We start from the raw sequence: 17,095 nt of genomic DNA on the forward strand, positions 1-17,095 counted from the left end.
GCACCCCGCTCCCGGAGGCGACCCGTCGTATGACCAGCTCCCCAGACGCCGCCCACCGGGAGCAGGTGTGCGCCACCGCCCTGCGTGAACTGCTCGACCTGCTCGCCCAGGACGCGCCGGCCGAGCAGTTCGCCCGCCCTGCCGCCGCCGCCCGCGCCGCCGGGGCGAGCGGCGCCGAGCTCGCGGCGGTCGACGAGGCCACCCAGACCGCCCTGCGCGTACGCCGCACCCTCAACCAGCACCAGCGCAGAGAAGCCGAGCTGACCGCGCTGTTCGACACGGCGGGCGACCTCGCCGCACTGCGCGACCTGGACGCGGTGCTGCGCGCCATCGTGCACCGGGCCAAGCTGCTGCTCCGTACGGACGTCGCCTATCTCTCCCTCAACGACCCGGCGGCGGGCGACACCTACATGCGCGTGACGGACGGCTCGGTCTCCGCCGCGTTCCAGAACCTGCGCCTGGGCATGGGCGAGGGGCTCGGCGGCCTCGTCGCGCAGACCGCCCGCCCCTACGCCACCGGGGATTACGAGGTCGACCCCCGTTTCCAGCACACCGCGACCATCGACAGCGCCGTACTGGAAGAGGGCCTGCACGCCATCCTCGGCGTACCGCTGCGGCAGGGCACCCACATCATCGGGGTCCTCTACGCCGCCGACCGCACCGCCCGTGCCTTCACGCCGGACGAGGGCGCGCTGCTCTCCTCGCTCGCCGACCACGCGGCCATCGCCATCGACAGCGCGCGCCGCATGGAGGAGACCCGGGCGGCGCTCGTCGACCTGAACGCGGCTTCGCAGACCATCCGCGCGCACAGCGAGGCGCTGCGCAGGGCCGAGGACGCGCACGACCGCCTGACCGATCTCGTGCTGCGCGGCGGCGACTTCACCGAGGTCGCCACGGCCATCGGCGCCCTCCTGGACGGCGGCACGCTCATCCATGACGCGGACGGGACGGAACTCGCCCGGGTCGACGCCGATCCCCGTACGCCTCCCGCCGAGGCCGTCGCCGCCTCGCGGGCCAGCGGCCGGGCGGTGCCTCTCGACGGGACCTGGGTGTGCGCGGTCCTCGCGGGCCCCGAGCTCCTCGGCAGCATCGCCCTCACCGGCAGGCCCGACCTCGGCGAGGCCGACCGGCGCCTCTTCGAACGCGCCGGGGTCGTCACCGCGCTGCTTCTGCTGCTTCGCCGTTCGGCCGCCGAGGCCGAGGACCGCGTACGCGGTGAACTCCTCGGCGACCTGCTCTCCCTCTCCGGCACCCCGGGCCGCCTCACCGCGCGCGCCCGCCGCCTGGACGTCGATCTGGCCCTGCCCCACGCGGTGTTCGTCGCCCACAGCGAGGCAGCGTCCCGCCGGCTCCTGCTCTCGTCGGCCGCGCGCGCGGCCCGCGCCCACCGCGGCCTTTCCGGGCTGCACCACGACCACGTGGCCCTGGTGATCCCGGCCGACGACACCGGCTCCCGGGCCCGCGCGCTCGCCGCCGAGCTCACCCAGGCCACCGGTGCGCCGGTCACGGTCGGCGCCGCGGGCCCCGCGATCGGCCCCGAGGCCCTCTCGCTGGCGCACGCGGAGGCGTTGCGGTGCCTCTCCGCCCTGCGCGCCCTCGGCCACACCGGGCGGGGCGCGGACCTTCCCGACCTCGGCTTCCTCGGCGTACTCCTCGGCGAGGACACGAACCTCGACTCGTACGTACGCCGCACACTGGGCCCGGTCCTGGACTACGACACCCGGCGCGGCACGGAACTGATCCACACCCTGCGGGCGTACTTCGCCTGCGGCATGAGCCAGTCCAAGGCGAAGGACTCCCTCCACGTGCACGTGAACACCGTGGTCCAACGCCTGGACCGGATAGGCCACTTGCTCGGCGCGGACTGGCAGTCCCCGGAGCGGGCGCTGGAGATCCAGCTGGCGTTGCGCCTGCATGCGTACACGTCGGCGTCGACGTCCACCTCGGTTTAGAGGGCTCACGGCAACCAATCCGCCCGGTGGTGGCGACTGCCCTGCGCAACGCACACCCACGATCTTCAGGGCGGCTACCCCACATGAAGCACACGAGAGCGACGCAGCAGCGGCACCGCAGGCGGCGGCTGATCGGCATGCGACTCGGCATCCCGGTGGCCGTGGCGGCCGCGGCGGGTCTCACGTACGGCACGGCGTTCGGCATGTTCGGCGAGGAGGCCCAGCCGAGGGCGTCGGCGGCATCGGGCTCCGCATCGGGCTCCGCCCCCGCCTGGGCGGCGGACGTGGCCGACGGCTTCGCCTCGGTCAACGCGCTTGGCCAGAACGGCACATACGGCGGACGCGGCGGGAAGACGGTCACCGTCAAGACGCTCGCGGACCTGGAGAAGTACGCGACGGCCCCCGATCCGTACGTCATCGTGGTCGCCGCGACGATCACGATGAACCCCAAGGGCAAGGAGATCAAGGTCGCGTCCGACAAGACGATCCTGGGTTCCGGAACCTCGGGCCAGATCGTCGGGGGCGGCTTCTTCCTGGGCCAGGGCGTGCACAACGTGATCATCCGGAACCTCACGATCCGGGACTCGTACGCGGGCACGTGGAACGACAAGGAGCACGACTTCGACGCCGTGCAGATGGACGGCGCGCACCACGTCTGGATCGACCACAACGACCTGCGGCACATGGCCGACGGCCTGATAGACAGCCGCAAGGACACCACGTACCTGACGGTGTCCTGGAACAAGCTGAGCGACAACAACAAGACCTTCGGCATCGGCTGGACCGAGAACACGACGGCCGACATCACGATCCACCACAACTGGTTCCGCGAGACCGAGCAGCGCAATCCGTCCACGGACAACGTGGCCCACGCGCACCTCTACAACAACTACCTCCAGGACGTAGCAGGCACGGACATCAACTCCTCCTACGGGAACTACTCACGCGGCAAGACGAAGATGGTCCTGGAGAACAGCTACTTCGAGGGCCTCAACAACCCGGTGACGAAGGACAGCACGGCGTCGGTCGTGCAGCGCGGCAACGTCTTCGCGGGCACCAGCGGCCGCAACGAGAGCGGAGGAACAGCCTTCGACCCGAAGAGTTTCTACGCCTACACGCTCGACAAGGCGGCGGACGTCCCGGCGAAGCTGAAGGCGGGAGCGGGCCCGCGCGCGACGGTCGGTGTCACTTCGACGAAGGCCGCGGCGGCGAGCACCCTAACCGTCGCGAAGGACGGCAGCGGCCAGTACAAGACGGTCCAGGCGGCGGTGAACGCGGTCCCCGCGAACAACCCGTCGCGGGTCACGATCGCGATCAAGCCGGGCACGTACCGCGAGACGGTCAAGATCCCGGCGAACAAGCCGCACGTCACGCTGCAGGGCACGGGCGGCAGCCGCAAGGACACGGTCATCGTGTACGACAACGCGGCGGGCACGCCCAAGCCGGACGGTTCCGGCACCTACGGCACCTCGGGCAGCGCGACGGTGGCCGCGGAGGCGGACGACTTCCAGGCCAGGAACCTGACGATCTCCAACGACTTCAACGAGCAGGCGAACCAGAACATCGCGGGCCACCAGGCGGTGGCCCTGCGCACGGCGGCCGACAAGGCGTTCCTCGACACCGTGATCGTCGAGGGCGACCAGGACACACTGCTCCTGGACACGGCGTCCAAGGCGACACTGGGCCGCGCGTACATCAGGAACTCCTACATCATCGGCAACACGGACTTCATCTTCGGCCGGGCGACGGCCGTGGTGGACCGCTCGGTGATCACCCTCAAGAAGCGCTGGGACGGCTCCTCGCAGGGCTACGTCACCGCGCCCTCGACCGCCCCCGACCGCAAGGGCTTCCTGATCACCCGCACCACGGTCAACGGCGACGTGTCCGCGCGCAGCTTCTACCTGGGCCGGAACTGGCACGCGGGCGGCGACGCGACCCTGGACCCCCAGACGACGGTGCGTGACTCCTCCCTCAGCGCGGCGATCAGGCCCACCCCGTGGACGGACATGGGCGGCTTCTCCTGGAAGGACGACCGTTTCGCGGAGTACAAGAACACGGGCGCAGGCGCGGGCCCGGCCGGTGCCGACCGCCCCCACCTGACAGACACCCAGGCCACGACCCAGGAAACCGCCGACTGGCTGGGAGACTGGACCCCGAAGCCCTGAGCCCCCACCCCCGGCCACGCACCGCCACCCCACCCCCATCCGCTACCCTGTCTGGAACCGCCATCCGTGGCGGCGCCACCTTGCCTTCGTAGCTCAGGGGATAGAGCACCGCTCTCCTAAAGCGGGTGTCGCAGGTTCGAATCCTGCCGGGGGCACAAGGGGAAAGGCCCCGGACCGATCTTGGTCCGGGGCCTTTGACATACCACCAGCCTTAGCCTTCGGACACGGATCGGACATGTCAGGAACAGCGCGGTGAAGCACGAGGGCGGTCGACCGGCCTACCAGGTGGGCGATGTACTGAGAGTCAGTTGCTCGCCGGCGAGGGCGCGAGTCGCCGATGTTCGGGGATCCCACGTCTCTGTGGAGTGGCCCTGGGGGAAGATCGATCCGGACTCCCGGTTCCGATGGAACAGGCAGGTGGCCTTCCCTGTCGCCCCTGACTCGTGGGAGTGGTCGTACACGCTGTTTCGCACCGAGCCGAGCCCTGACTGCCTGAACCGTGGGGACTCGTGCAGCGTGAACATCCCCGAGACTCTTGTTCGTGTCGTCGACATCTTGCGGCACGATCCGCCTCTGGACCTGGGGCGACTTCCTCGGCCGCACACGAGGCTGGTCGTACGTCCCGTTGATGCTTCTCCTGACGTCCTACAGGAGAACGAAGGGGTCACGATCGAGATCGAGTCCGCCGCACCCATCGAGATTGAACTGGTGGAGCGGGCCTAGCGGATGGCGGACAGTACGCTGAATCCAGCGGGATCGGGCCCGCGACGCAGTGTCCGGGAGTGTTTTATGACGGCCGACATGGTGGCCCCCGCATGGATGCACGAGCAGATCACGGCGGAGGAATACGAGTCCTGGTCCGAGGAGCAGTGCGCCGGTATCGAGATCGTGGACGGGATGGTCGTCGTGAGTCCGAGCGCGTCCAAGCGGCACAACCGTCTGGCCCGCATTCTGGCCAACGCCCTGGATGCCGCCGCGGGCCCGGAGTGGAACGCCGACACGGACTTCGACGTCCGGCTGCAGGACGTCCCGCTGACCAATCGCCGCCCGGACGTCGTCGTGTACCGCGCGGACACGATCGACATCACCCCGACCCGCCCCGAGCACGTGCTGCTGGTCGCGGAGGTGGTGTCGCCGGGCTCTGAGACCACCGACCGGATCGTGAAGGTCGATCAGTACGCAAAGGCGGGCATCGGCTTCTACTGGCGGATCGAGCAGGCCGCGACGGGCGTTCCTCTCGTGTACACCTACGTTCTCGACCCCGCGACGACGACCTACCGGGTAGGAGACGTGTTCACCGGCATCCTCAAGGCAGTGGCCCCCTTCCCAGTGGAGATCGACCTCGGCCAGGTCTGACCCCCGCGAGGATGGGTGCCCGCCGCTGTGCCCGGAAGGCTCACGACGGGGGCAAGCTGTCTTCGTCGCTCACCCTTGTCCCGGTTTCGGGCTCATCCGCCGCGTACGGGTGGACGTAGCGGTCCTTGTTGAAGGGGGTGAACCAGTTGGTGATGGCCAGGGGGGTGATGCCCAGGGCCTCGCCTGCCTCGCTCTCGTCTATGCCGTCCATCGCGTCGTCGTAGAGCCACTCGTGGTCCATGTCCTCGTAGACCAGCTCGGCGAAGCATTCCAGTGCCGACGCGACGCCCTCGTCCAGGAGGCCGAAGGTGTCCAGCGTGACCTCGGCCTCGCGCAGCAGCAGTCTGAGCGCCAGCTCCTCGGCCACGCAGCTCAGCTGCCGGAAGCTGCCCTCGGTCAGGCGCGTCGTCAGGGCGATCGCCGTAACGAGGAAGCGGCGGGCGAAGCGGGCGTCGTACTGCAGGGCGTAGCGCGGGGGCAGCTCGTCCAGGAGCCACATGGGGCCGTCGCATTCGGCGACGTTCGTCGCCTCCCGGTCAAGGGCGTGCGCGTCCTGGAACAGCTCGTCCAGGAGGACATCCGTACCCCAGATCAGGGCTCCCGCGGCCAGCTCGGCTTCCTCCGTCGTGATGCCGGGGGCGGAGTCGGGGCGTGCGTTCTTCGATTTGGTGACGCCCTCCGTCTCTTCCTCCTCCGGCTCCGGTACGCCGAACATTCCCACCCCGAACGCCGCCAGCCTCGGGGCCATCGCCCTGATCTTGGAGCGGATCGCCTCGGTTTCCGCCGTCGTTCCTGCCGCGTGCGGGGACCCCGCCTCGCCGGCCAGCCCCATCAGGCGCGCGCGGCGGGACTCGACGTCGTTCGGCGGGGCGTCCGGGCCGTCGGCCGCGTCCAGGCTCTCCTTCGCCTGGTCCGGGTGCAGCTCCACCTGGCACCGTTCGACGGTCCAGTCCGCGAGCAACTCCGTACGCTCCAGGAGTTCCTCCACGAGTTCGCGGACGGTCTCCTCGGCGAGCTCGAGGGCCGGGGCGTCCACGAAGACCTTCAGGAGCGCTCCGCCGGGGTACACGCCCACAAATGTGTCGCGGAGCCTGACCTCCGTCCCGTCGGGTCCCGCGATCTCCTCCACGGACTCGAAGCCGTCCTCGAGGAGAGCGCCGGCGCCGATGCGCTGCAGCTCATCCATCTCCGGGGTACCGGCCGCTATCCGGGCGTCCACACTCACTGCATACGTCACGCACCACAGCCTCGCAGGCGAAACCACCCCTTGCGCCCGCAACGCCCGCATCCCACCCGTCCCGGGTCCGCCCCGTCCGCCTCACACCCTTCGCGCATTCAACCTGTGTCGTCCGGTCCGCCCTGGGAACACGCTAGGAGAAGCGGTGGCTTCGAGTCGTGGTGGGGCTTTTCGTGCCGTGCCGCAGCCGCAGCAGCCGTCGCTTTTGAGCTCCCACGGAGGTCGGCGCACTCCCGCGTCGCCGACCCCGTGGTGGAGGCGGGCCGGCCGTGGCCAAGGGGAGCCGCCGCGGCCGGGCCCCGCCACAGGCCGTCAGGGGGCGGTCAAGAGGTCGTCGAGAAGCCGTCGAGAAGCCGTCGAGAGGTCGTCGAGGGCTCTGTTACGTGCCCCTAATACGTACCCGGCCAACCCTCGCCCACGCCGCTCCCTCTCCCCCACCATGGGGACACACTCTCAGGGAAAGCCGGCGCGCAAGCCATGCCGTCGCCGTAGCCGTCGCCGTAGCCTCAGCCTCGGCCGCGATCTCGGCCGCAGCCGTCGCCGCCTCGTCGACTACCCCCGGCGCGGCAGACGCGGACCCTGGCGGTGGGTTCCCTCCTGGCGGCAAGTGCTTGGGGGGTTCGCGTTTCTTGTCGGCGGGCTCGGGTGTCTCTTCGGGCTCGTGTACGCCTCCGTCGACATTCCCGACGAGAACGCCGCCGCCCGGCGCGAGGCCAACGTCTACTACTGGGCCGACGGCACCCAGATGGTGAGCACCGGTGACGTGAACCGGCAGAACGTCCGGCTCTCGGAGATTCCCGACGCCGTCGAGAACGCCGTCATCGCCGCCGAGAACGACACCTTCTACAGCGACTCCGGAGTCTCCCCCAAGGGGCTCGTTCGCGCCGCCGTCAACATGGTCCGGGGGCAGGAGACCCAAGGTGGTTCCACCATCACTCAGCAGTACGTGAAGAACACCTACCTCTCCCAGGACCAGACGGTGACACGGAAGGTCAAGGAGTTCGTCATCGCGCTGAAGGTGGACCAGAAGAAGAGCAAGCAGGAGATCCTTCAGGGATATCTCAACACCAGTTGGTTCGGGCGTGGCGCCTACGGCATCGAAGCCGCCGCCCACGCCTATTACGGCATTCCTGCCCGCCAGTTGGACCCCAGCCAAGGCGCAGCCCTCGCCGCCCTGTTGAAAGGCGCCGAGCAGTACGACCCCTCCGCGAGCGCGGTCAACCACCACCGCTCCGAGGCCCGTTGGAAGTGGATCCTCGACCGGCAGGTCAAGGCGGGGCTGATGACAGCCGAGGTGCGCGGGAAGTTCACCGTCTACCCCGAACCTCAGAAAGAGTCCCGGACCACCAGTCTCGGCGGGCAGACCGGTTACCTCGTGGACGTCGCGAACAAATACATCAAGCAGCACACCTCCCTCACCGACAAGGACCTCGCGCGCGGCGGCTATCAGATCCACACCACCTTCGACCGGCACAAGGTGCGGCAGCTGAAGGGCGCGGTGGAGCGCGTACTCGACCGCGAGATCGACCCGAAGAAGCGCGCCGCCGACAAGGGCGTGCAGGTCGGCGCCGCCTCCGTGCGCCCTTCCGACGGCGCCATCGTCGCCCTCTACGGAGGGCCCGACGCCACCGAGCACTTCACCAACAACGCCGACACCTCCGGCGTCCCCGTCGGCTCCGCCTTCAAGCCCTTCGTGCTCGCCGCCGCCCTCGAACACGGCATCAGCACACGCTCGGGCGGGCGGGGTACGCCGTGGCAGGCCGTCTCCGCCGGCAGCTCCTACGACGACAGCGGGCGCCTGCGCGAATCCACCACGCCCACCCTCGCGAGCGGCGGCATCGGCAGCATGAACGGCACCGACAGCACCCGCCCCACCCTCCGCCAGGCCCTCGCGAAAGGCGGCAACGCCACCTACGTACGCCTCGGCAAGGACGTCGGGTGGGAGCGGGTGCGGCGCACCGCCGTCGCGGCCGGGCTGCTCGAAGGGAGCATGGCTCGCCTGGAGCGCACCTTCCCCATCGGTACGTCGACTCCCAGCGCGATCCGCATGGCCAACGCCTACGGCACCTTCGTCAGCCGCGGCCTGCGGCACGAGCCGTACTCGGTGACCAAGGTCGTCAAGAACGACGCCACCGACGAGAGCGTCGACGGGCTCACCAGGCCCGGCGTCCGGCGCGCGTTGGATCCCGACGTGGCGGACGAGACCGCCGGCGCGATGCGGGGCGTCGGCGTGGCTGCCGTCGGCCGGCCCGTCGTCGCCGGGCGCACCGGTGACCAGGACCGCCTCCGGTCGGCCTGGTTCGCCGCCACCACCGAGGAGCTCTCGACCGCCGTGACGATGTTCCGGACCAGTCCGGGCAAGCCGCAGTTGCTGCCCATGTCCGGTGTCGGCGGGGCGGGTTCACGGCACGGGAATGTCTTTCCCGTCCAGATCTGGCGCGATTACGTGAAGTCGGACACCGAGACCGCAGAGGCCGGCAGCGGCCGTCAGCCATAGTCCCGGTCCGGGGGCCAGCACCCTTCCCCCGACCCCCGCCCGGCTGTCATCGTGCCGATATGTATCCCTATGGGCCACCTCCCGGGCCGCCGCCCCGCATCGACGCGGGGCAACTGCGGCCCCGGCGGCGGTGGTTCGTCGCCGCGGCGGTGATCGCCGCGGTCTGCGTGGGCATCGGTGTCGCCAGCTTTCTGCTGACGCTGACCTCGACGGTGGACTCCGTCGACGACGACAAGGCGTTCACGAGCGGGCAGTCCGTCACGATCCGGATCGGACCCGACGACGCCGCCGCCATCTACGTACGCAGCCCCTTCGTCTCCCGCGCCCGCTGCGAGGTCGTCTCCGGCCCCTCCGGTTCCACGCCGCGCGTGACGACGCCCGAGAGCACCTTCACCGTCACCAAGGGCAGCGTCGAGTGGGAGCGGGTGTTCGTGCTGAAGGCCGACACGGCGGCGGACTACCGCGTGACGTGCGACGACCGGCGCGGCGCCCTCACCTTCGCCCCCGGCGACGACGCCGACCTCGCGTCGTTCGTCGGCGGCATCGTCGTGACCGTCGTCGTGCCACTCCTCGGCCTCCTCGCGGGCTCCGGCATCGCGATCATCGTCGGCGTACGGCGCGGCAGGCACCGCCGCTGGCTGGAGGCCCAGGCGTACTACGGCCACCGCTGACCCACACGGCCACCGTTGACCTTCCCCCTGGGGCAGAGCCCATCGTCGGCGTGCCGGGCCACCGGGCCCGGTGACGGAGGATGCCCCCATGGACGCGCACGCACAGGCAGACGTACCAGCAGGCGGAGACCCGGCAAGCGGAGACCCGGCAGGCGGCGAAACCCTGCTCACCATCGGTGAGTTCGCCGCCCGCGCCCGGCTCTCGCCCAAGGCCCTGCGCCTGTACGACCGCCTCGGGCTGCTGACCCCCGCGTACGTCGACGCCTCCACCGGCTACCGCCACTACCGCGCGGCGCAGGTGGAACACGCCCGCACCGTCGTGCTGCTGCGCCGTCTCGGCATGCCGCTCGCGGACATCACCGCGACGGTACGGCTCGACGGCGAAGGGGCGGGGCTTGCGGTCGCCGCGTACTGGGCGGGCGTGGAGGAGCGGCACGCGGAGCAGCGCACGCTCGTGGGGTACCTCCGTGGACGACTGTCCGGAAGAGGTTTTGAGATGTACGGGAAAGACTTCGAGGTCAGGACCCTCGACGTGCCCGAGCAGTACGTCATCAGCGAGAGCAGGCACCTGCTCTCCGAGGAGCTGCCCGTCTGGATCGACGCGTCGACGCGTCGCCTGGAGGAGGCGGCCGAGAGCGAGTGCGGCGGCATGGCGGGCTCGCCGTTCGTCGTCTACCACGCCGAGGTCACCCAGGACAGCGACGGCCCGGCGGAGGCCTGCGTCCCGGTCAGGGACGCGGCGGCGGCGCGGGCGTGGGCGGCGAAGGCGGGCCGGCAGCGGGGCACGACCTCCCGGGTGGAACCCGCCCACCGGATCGCCTACACCCGCATCACCAAGGCCCAGGTCTCCTATCCGCAGATCCTCGGCGCGTTCGAGGCGGTGGAGGCGTGGGTGGCCCGCGAAGGCCTGAAGGTCGCCGGAGCGTGCCGCGAGATCTACTTCGTGGAGTGGGACGCGGCCGGTCCCGAGGACCAGGTGTGCGACGTGGCGTTCCCGGTGACGACCGCGTAGGCGCCCCGCCGCGGGGCGGCGCCCCGCGGCGGAACGGTCAGCGCACGCTCTCCCGCAGCTCCTCGGGGCAGGCGGTGCCGCGCGGCAGCTGGTAGGGCGCGCCCAGGCGGTAGACACCGGGGCCGGGGGCGAGGAGTTCGGTCCACTTGTCGCCCTCGGCGTCCTCCTCGGCTTCCATCAGGCAGCCGTTGACGTTGTCGAACTGCTTGGGGCGGTCCTCGTCGTTCTCCCGCAGCCGCTTGGACTCCTCGGTCTCCTTGGGGCCCTCGACGCCCTTGCCGTCGGCGTCGACGATGCTGAGCCACGGCGAGTACGGCACCCGGATCAGGACGCGGCCCGCCTCCTTCACCTCGATCGTCATCCCGCCCGCCTCGGCACGGTCGACGACCGCGGGCGGGTCGGCGAGCGGGGTCGGGTCGGTGACCTCGTACAGCTGCCAGTTGGAGTCCACCCACACCTGCTTCAGATACGGCAGGCCCCGCTCGACAAGGGCGGCCTCGCGCTTGCCGCCGTCTCCGTCGGGCTCGCCCTTGGGCAGCACGACGAAGTGCACGGACCAGCGCTTGAGCCACTCGTGATAGTTCGCGGAGTTCAGGGTGTCGTCGTAGAAGAGGGGGTTGCGCTCCATGTCCGCCTGGCGGTTCCAGCCGCGGGCGAGGTTCACGTACGGCGAGAGCGCGGAGGCCTCGCGATGGCTGCGCGCGGGCACGACCTCGACGCGGCCCTTCTCGGCGCCGACCTCCTGCAGTTCGTTGACGAGCGGCGCGAGCTCACGCGTCCAGGACGCCTGGGGCGTCGTGTGCACTATGTCGTCGATCGCCTTGAAGCCGACCCAGCCGGTGAAGGCGACGAGGGCCAGGACGATCGTGTACCACTTGCGGGACTTCTTCACCGCGAACGGCAGCGCGGCAAGGAGCGCGACGCCGCCGAAGGACATCGCGAGGCGGGAGATGTTGGAGCCGATCTGCGAGCTGATCAGCCAGACACCGAGCACGAACGCCGCGTACACGGCGGTGGTGATCCGCACCGTCTTCCACTGCTTCGGCACGAGGAAGAAGACGAGGCCGGAGCAGATCAGGGGCAGTGACGCCGACCCGAAGGACATCGGCTGCGTGCCGGAGAACGGGAACAGCCACGCGGACAGGCCCACGACGATGGCGGGCGCCACCCCGAGTGCGTACGCGCCGGGGTAGCGCTTGCTGAGGAACAGCGCGACGGCGACCAGGCCCACGAAGAGGCCGGCCACCGGGGAGCCCATCGTCGCGAGCGCGGCGAACGGCGCGGCGACCAGCGCCTTCGCCCACCGCTTGTAGCGCCAGCGGTAGGGCCAGCAGAAGACGGCCGCGACCGCCATCAGCGCGAACATCTGGCCGAGGCCGTACGTCACGCGGCCGGACACCGCGTTGCAGAACAGCGCGAAGACACCCGCGAACGCGGGCCACAGCGGCTGCTTCACCGCGCGGCTGCGGACCAGGATCATCGTGAGGAGCGCCGCGGAGACCGTCCCGGCGATCATCATCGTCGTCCGGACGCCGAGCACCGACATCAGATACGGCGAGACGACGCTGTACGACACCGGGTGCATCCCGCCGTACCAGGCGAGGTTGTACGCGGAGTCGGGGTGCCGTCCGACGAACTCGGCCCAGGCGTCCTGCGCGGCGAGGTCACCACCGCTGTTGGCGAAGGTGAAGAACCACACGACGTGCAGGACGGCCGCGGTGACGGTCGTGACGGTCACCGGGTGCCGCAGGACCCGCTCCCACCGGGGAGCCCGTTCGGGTGTCACGGGGTGCGCTCCGCGCTGGGCGGGCAGCTGTATTCGCGCCCCGGTGCGGGTGCCGCCACCGGTGCCGGGCTCAGGATCGGCGTCGTCGGCTCGCGTCGGCTCCGCTGTGGCCACTTGCGGCACTCCCCGTGTCGTTCTGTCCGTCCGGGGGCCGCGCCAGGGGGTCCGTCCCGGAACACCCCGTCGCTCAGCCCCGGCGTACTGCTCCCCGAACTTGTGACGCTAGCACGCACGGCGCGCACGGAGCCCGGGGTGGGGGCTCCGTGCGCGAGAGGCCGGCCGGCTTCGGCCAAGGCGTGGGCAGGGGCGGCGCCTTGCGCCTGTTCCCCTGCCCGCTCCCCTCTGTACGTGGCGCTGTCCTTGCCTCTGTACGTTCCGCTGTCCCTGCCTCAGCCGACGCGCTGGAGCTTGGCTCCGAGGCCCGGCTCGGCAAGGTCCTTCTGGAGCGCGACGGGCACCTCGACGGCGCCTTCCTTGCCGTCGCCGACGCTCAGCACGCCCACCGTCGTACCGGCCTTCGCCGAGTGCGGGATGGTGACGCCTGCCTTCTCGCCGAGCTTCAGCTTGACCGTCAGGCCCGACCAGCCCGCGGCGGCGACGTCCTTGGTCGCGACGACCGGGGTGGTGCCGCCGAGCCCGTCGTCGACCTGGCCCACGACCTCGCCCTTCTTGACGATCGTCTTGGCCTCGAGCGCGCCCTGACCGGCCTCGATGAGCTTGCGGGTGACGCCGGTGACCTGGTCGATGTTGGCCACGCCGTTCTCCCCGTACTGACCGAGGGCGGCCCCGATGATCGTGCGGGTCTCGCCGCCGACCTTCTTCTCCGCGGCGAAGAGGATGTTGCCGCCCGCCGCGGTGGTGGTGCCGGTCTTGATGCCGATGGCGACGGTCGGGACGAGCCCGAAGAAGTTGTTCTGCTTGTCGCCGTTGAGGTCCTTGTAGCTGGGCTGGCGGGAGATCTCGTTGAAGACCGGGTCCTCCATCGCGGCCCGGCCCAGCTTCACGAGGTCCTCGGCGGTGGAGACCGTCGTCTTGTCGAGGCCGCTCGGGTCCGTGTAGTGGGTGTTCTTCATGCCGAGTTCCTTGGCCGTCTTGTTCATCTTCGCGACGAACTCGTCCTCGGAATCGCTCTTGGTGTCCCAGCGGGCGAGCAGCTTCGCCACGTTGTTCGCGGACGGCAGCATGACCGCCTGCAGCGCCTCGTACTGGGTGATCTTCTGGCCCTCGGTGACCTTGACGACCGACTCGTTGCCCGCCTTGCCGGTGGTGTAGTGCTTCTCCGCCGCGGCGTCGACCGGGATCTTCGGGCCGGGGTTGCCCTTCTTCAGCGGGTGGTCGCGCAGGACCAGGTAGACCGTCATGACCTTGGCGATGCTCGCGATCGGCACGGGCTTCTGGTCGCCGGACGTGCCGAACGTGCCGATGCCGTTCACGTCCATCGCCGCCTGGCCCTTGGCGGGCCACGGCATGGACGGCTTGCCGCCCTCGAAGGTGACGGTCTCCTTCGCGGTCAGCGCGAGGGTGGGGGTCGGGAGCGGACGCACGGCCTGTACGACTGCAAAGACGACGATCAGGAGCAGCACCAGCGGCGTCCAGATCTTGACCCTCCGCACGGCGGTGCGGACGGGGGTCTCCGGGGGCGGCGGAGTGTTGGTCAACTCGGCGAGAAGGTCGAGCGGCGGCCGCGGGGGCAACGGCTGCTGGGTGGTGCGCTCGGGCCCTACGTTGGCCTTCTCCGGCGCGGGCGCCTTGGCCGGGGGCTTCGGGGCGCCGGGGGCCGCGTCGTCGAGCGGCTTGAGCGCAACGAACTTGCTGGTGCGCTCAGCGTCCCCCTCGGGCTTCGCGGAGGGCTTTGCTTCGGACTTTGCTTCCGGCTTCTTGGCTTCGGGCTTGTGGTCGCCGAGCTTGAGCATGGTGGTCGGCTGATCGACCGGCTTCGGGGACAACGCCTTGAAGACGGCGGTGGCCTGGTCGACACCGCGGGTGGGGGCGTCACCGTCACCGGAGGGCTTCCCGTCGGCGTCGGCGTCATCTTGGGCGTCGGCCGAGGGCTTGGGGGTGCTGTCGGTGGGGGCGGGCTTGGGGGTGCTGTCGTTGGGGCCGCGCTTGGCGCCCGGCTTGGGGTCGGCGGGGTTGGCGTCCGCCTTCGGGGAGTCCGACGGCTTGGCGTCCGACTTCGGGGCGGCGGGCTCGGCGTCCGCCGGGGAGTCCGAGGGGGCGGGGGTGCCGGTGGTCTTGCCACTGCCCTTGCCGCCGGAGGGCTCGTCGCCTTCGGCGGCGCTGGAGGCTGCGGCGGCTGCGCCGGCTGCGGCAGCCGAGGGGGTGGTGTCGGCCTTGGGCTTGGCGTCAGCCGTGGGCTCGGGGGACTTGGCGTCCGGCCTGGGGTCGGCAGGCGCAGCGTCAGCTGCGGGCTCGCCGGGCTTGGCGTCGGTCGTGGTTCCGGCTGCCGCCGCGGGCTCGGCGCCGGCGTCGCGGGAGCCGGACACGTCGCCGTAGGGACCGTCCTCGCCCGCAGCCGCGTCGGCCGTCTCGGGTTCGGCGTCGTCGGCGTCACCGGAGCCGTCCGCAGCGCTTACGGAACCAGCCGCGCCCGAAGGCTCGGAGGCGCCGGCAGCTTCGGCGTCACGGGAGTCTTTCGCGTCGCCTTCCGCACCCGCGGGCTCATCGGCCACCTCGGGCTCGGCAGAGGCGGTGGCGTCGGCAGAATCGCCGCCGCTCGCCGCGTCACCTGCGGAATCGTCCGCCTCAGGCACGACGGGCCCGGCAGAAGCGGTGGCGTCACCGGAATCGTCGGCGTCACCCGCAGACTCAGCAGAGCCAGCGGCCTCGTCGGAAGAACCCGCGTCGCCCGCAGCGCCACCGGAGCCCGCCGCGTCCGAAGCCTCGGTCTCCCCCGCAGCCTCGTCGGCCGCGTCAGCCTCGTCAGAGCCAGCCGCCGCACCCCCAGCGTCACCGGAACCCCCCGCGCCCGCAGCCTTCGCCTCGGCGGCAGCCGAAGCCCCGCTCTCCCCGGCAGCCTTGGCCGGGGCAGCGGATCCCTCGGCGTCCGGCTCATCGTCCGCCGTGGCCACCCACGCCGCCACAGCGGCCCTCAGCCGTGCGTCGCCGGCCTCGGGGGCCTTCGCGCCCTTGGGCGTCTCCTCACGCTCCTGCGCGCCGGAGGTCACCGCCTTCGTCGAGAAGACCGCCGTCGCCTGGTCCTCGCGCGCCGCGGGGACCTCCCGGGCCACCGCCAGACGCGGGTCGCGTTCCTCCGGCGCCGGTGCCGGAACGGACGGTTCTGCCCCCGTCGGGTTCCCCGACGACTTCCGCTGCTTCGACCTGTCGGGGGTCTCGCCCGCCACCGATGCCTCCTCGTACGCCATGCCGCTCGCGTTGCCGTTGCGCCAAAACCACGGCCGGACCCGCTGTCCGAACCATGTACCAGTGTCCTGTGTGAGGGCTTAACCCCCGTGGTAGACGAGAACGACATACCTACTGGTTCCCGTACGTACCGGTCACGCACTCTCGACAGACCAATGTGAGAGGGGTCACCCTGTCATTCATCCACGCGGGGAGGCATGGATGGGCAGGAGCCGCAGAACAATTCCGGAGGAGCTTCTGCTGCTCGCTTTGGACCCGGCCACGGGTACCACAGCGCAGCCGCAGTCGCTCGACCTCGGTCTGGCCGGAGCACAGCTAGTGGAGCTGGCGCTGGCCGGACGGATAGCCCCAGACGGGGATCGTATCGCCGTGGTGATGCCACGGCCGACCGGAGATCCGACTCTGGACTCCGCACTGGAACTGCTGCGCAGGCGCGGCAGCCCGGTTCGGGCGGTCCACTGGATTGGCGGGCCCCGACTGGGGCTGCGCCAGATCTACCTCGCGCACCTGGAGCGGTGCGGCATGGTGCATGCCGTATCGGGCCAGATGTGCGGAGTACTGCCGACGACTCGCTACCAAGCGACGGACACGGCAATCAGCCGGGACATCAGGTCCCGACTGGACAGCGCGATCCGCACCGGCGTACCCCCGGACCCGCGGACCGCGGCGCTCGCCGCGCTCGCTCACGCAGTGGGACTCGGCAAGCACCTCTACCCCGGCAACGAGGGGCGTTCATCGCGCTCCCGTCTCCGGGACCTGATCAGGCACGACCCGATGGGCGGCCTCGTGGCACACGCCGTGATGGACGTCCAGAACGGTGTGGCCGCTCAGCCACGCCGCAGCCCGGCCCCAGCGGGACCGGGTGGACCGGGTGGACCAGGCGGTGGCCGACAGCCGGCCAGGACCGTGCCGGAGCCCGGCGGGGTTCCGATGCAGCCGCGCCGCGGATCCATGGCACGTGCCGTGGCCCACTGAGCCCGGTCAGAGATGTAGGGAAGCAAGGACTCACCCGTAACCCGCACCACCCGCAGTACCGGCAACAGCAACGCCGCACCG

The 17,095-nt window shown here is 70.7% G+C and carries 10 protein-coding genes and 1 tRNA gene; 8 read left to right on the top strand and 3 right to left on the bottom strand.

Translation table 11 applies throughout. The features are described 5' to 3' along the window. Nucleotides 1–29: 29 nt before the first annotated feature. The 4 genes from AB0M70_RS20285 to AB0M70_RS20300 all read left to right on the top strand — a co-directional run bounded on the left by AB0M70_RS20285 (nt 30) and on the right by AB0M70_RS20300 (nt 5,473). On the top strand, nt 30–1,952 hold the full coding sequence (locus tag AB0M70_RS20285; RefSeq protein WP_365821342.1) for a helix-turn-helix domain-containing protein: 1,923 nt from the start codon (nt 30–32) through the stop codon (nt 1,950–1,952). An 83-nt stretch (nt 1,953–2,035) separates the two neighbouring features. Continuing rightward, nucleotides 2,036–4,117 (top strand): pectinesterase family protein, encoded by a 2,082-nt coding sequence (locus AB0M70_RS20290; protein WP_365821343.1) that lies wholly within the window; start codon nt 2,036–2,038, stop codon nt 4,115–4,117. Nucleotides 4,118–4,199: 82 nt separating this feature from the next. Continuing rightward, nucleotides 4,200–4,272 (top strand) — tRNA-Arg (locus tag AB0M70_RS20295). A gap of 634 nt (nt 4,273–4,906) precedes the next feature. Beyond that, nucleotides 4,907–5,473, top strand: coding sequence for a Uma2 family endonuclease (locus AB0M70_RS20300; protein ID WP_365821344.1), 567 nt, complete (start codon nt 4,907–4,909; stop codon nt 5,471–5,473). Between the two features lie 40 nt (nt 5,474–5,513). Here the strand turns inward: AB0M70_RS20300 and AB0M70_RS20305 are convergent, their stop codons facing one another. Beyond that, nucleotides 5,514–6,710, bottom strand: coding sequence for a hypothetical protein (locus tag AB0M70_RS20305; protein ID WP_365821345.1), 1,197 nt, complete (start codon nt 6,708–6,710; stop codon nt 5,514–5,516). A 661-nt stretch (nt 6,711–7,371) separates the two neighbouring features. Here AB0M70_RS20305 and AB0M70_RS20310 point away from each other — a divergent pair. From AB0M70_RS20310 to AB0M70_RS20320, 3 genes are all read left to right on the top strand, one after another. Next, nucleotides 7,372–9,207, top strand: a complete 1,836-nt coding sequence (locus AB0M70_RS20310; protein WP_365821346.1) for a transglycosylase domain-containing protein — start codon at nt 7,372–7,374, stop codon at nt 9,205–9,207. 59 nt (nt 9,208–9,266) lie between these two features. Continuing rightward, on the top strand, nt 9,267–9,878 hold the full coding sequence (locus AB0M70_RS20315; RefSeq protein WP_365821347.1) for a serine/arginine repetitive matrix protein 2: 612 nt from the start codon (nt 9,267–9,269) through the stop codon (nt 9,876–9,878). A gap of 88 nt (nt 9,879–9,966) precedes the next feature. Next, nucleotides 9,967–10,890, top strand: a complete 924-nt coding sequence (locus AB0M70_RS20320) for a MerR family transcriptional regulator (RefSeq protein ID WP_365821348.1) — start codon at nt 9,967–9,969, stop codon at nt 10,888–10,890. A gap of 37 nt (nt 10,891–10,927) precedes the next feature. Here the strand turns inward: AB0M70_RS20320 and AB0M70_RS20325 are convergent, their stop codons facing one another. Both AB0M70_RS20325 and AB0M70_RS20330 read right to left on the bottom strand, forming a co-directional pair. Then, on the bottom strand, nt 10,928–12,790 hold the full coding sequence (locus tag AB0M70_RS20325) for an MFS transporter (RefSeq protein ID WP_365821349.1): 1,863 nt from the start codon (nt 12,788–12,790) through the stop codon (nt 10,928–10,930). A 275-nt stretch (nt 12,791–13,065) separates the two neighbouring features. Beyond that, a complete protein-coding gene (locus tag AB0M70_RS20330) occupies nt 13,066–16,041 on the bottom strand; it encodes a serine hydrolase (protein WP_365821350.1) in 2,976 nt (991 codons plus the stop codon). Nucleotides 16,042–16,240: 199 nt separating this feature from the next. Here AB0M70_RS20330 and AB0M70_RS20335 point away from each other — a divergent pair, with 199 nt between their 5' ends. Then, complete coding sequence (locus AB0M70_RS20335) at nt 16,241–17,014, top strand: GPP34 family phosphoprotein (protein ID WP_365821351.1); 774 nt, start codon at nt 16,241–16,243, stop codon at nt 17,012–17,014. Nucleotides 17,015–17,095 lie beyond the last annotated feature (81 nt).

This window comes from Streptomyces sp. NPDC051214, assembly GCF_040682375.1.
In the GTDB taxonomy this organism is placed as follows: domain Bacteria; phylum Actinomycetota; class Actinomycetes; order Streptomycetales; family Streptomycetaceae; genus Streptomyces.

Excerpts from the sequence above, each read along its gene's own strand:
- AB0M70_RS20285 (WP_365821342.1), top strand. The coding sequence starts at position 30 with ATGACCAGCTCCCCAGACGCCGCCCACCGGGAGCAGGTGTGCGCCACC.
- AB0M70_RS20290 (WP_365821343.1), top strand. The coding sequence starts at position 2,036 with ATGAAGCACACGAGAGCGACGCAGCAGCGGCACCGCAGGCGGCGGCTG.
- AB0M70_RS20300 (WP_365821344.1), top strand. The coding sequence starts at position 4,907 with ATGACGGCCGACATGGTGGCCCCCGCATGGATGCACGAGCAGATCACG.
- AB0M70_RS20315 (WP_365821347.1), top strand. The coding sequence starts at position 9,267 with ATGTATCCCTATGGGCCACCTCCCGGGCCGCCGCCCCGCATCGACGCG.
- AB0M70_RS20320 (WP_365821348.1), top strand. The coding sequence starts at position 9,967 with ATGGACGCGCACGCACAGGCAGACGTACCAGCAGGCGGAGACCCGGCA.
- AB0M70_RS20330 (WP_365821350.1), bottom strand. The coding sequence starts at position 16,041 with ATGGCGTACGAGGAGGCATCGGTGGCGGGCGAGACCCCCGACAGGTCG.
- AB0M70_RS20335 (WP_365821351.1), top strand. The coding sequence starts at position 16,241 with ATGGGCAGGAGCCGCAGAACAATTCCGGAGGAGCTTCTGCTGCTCGCT.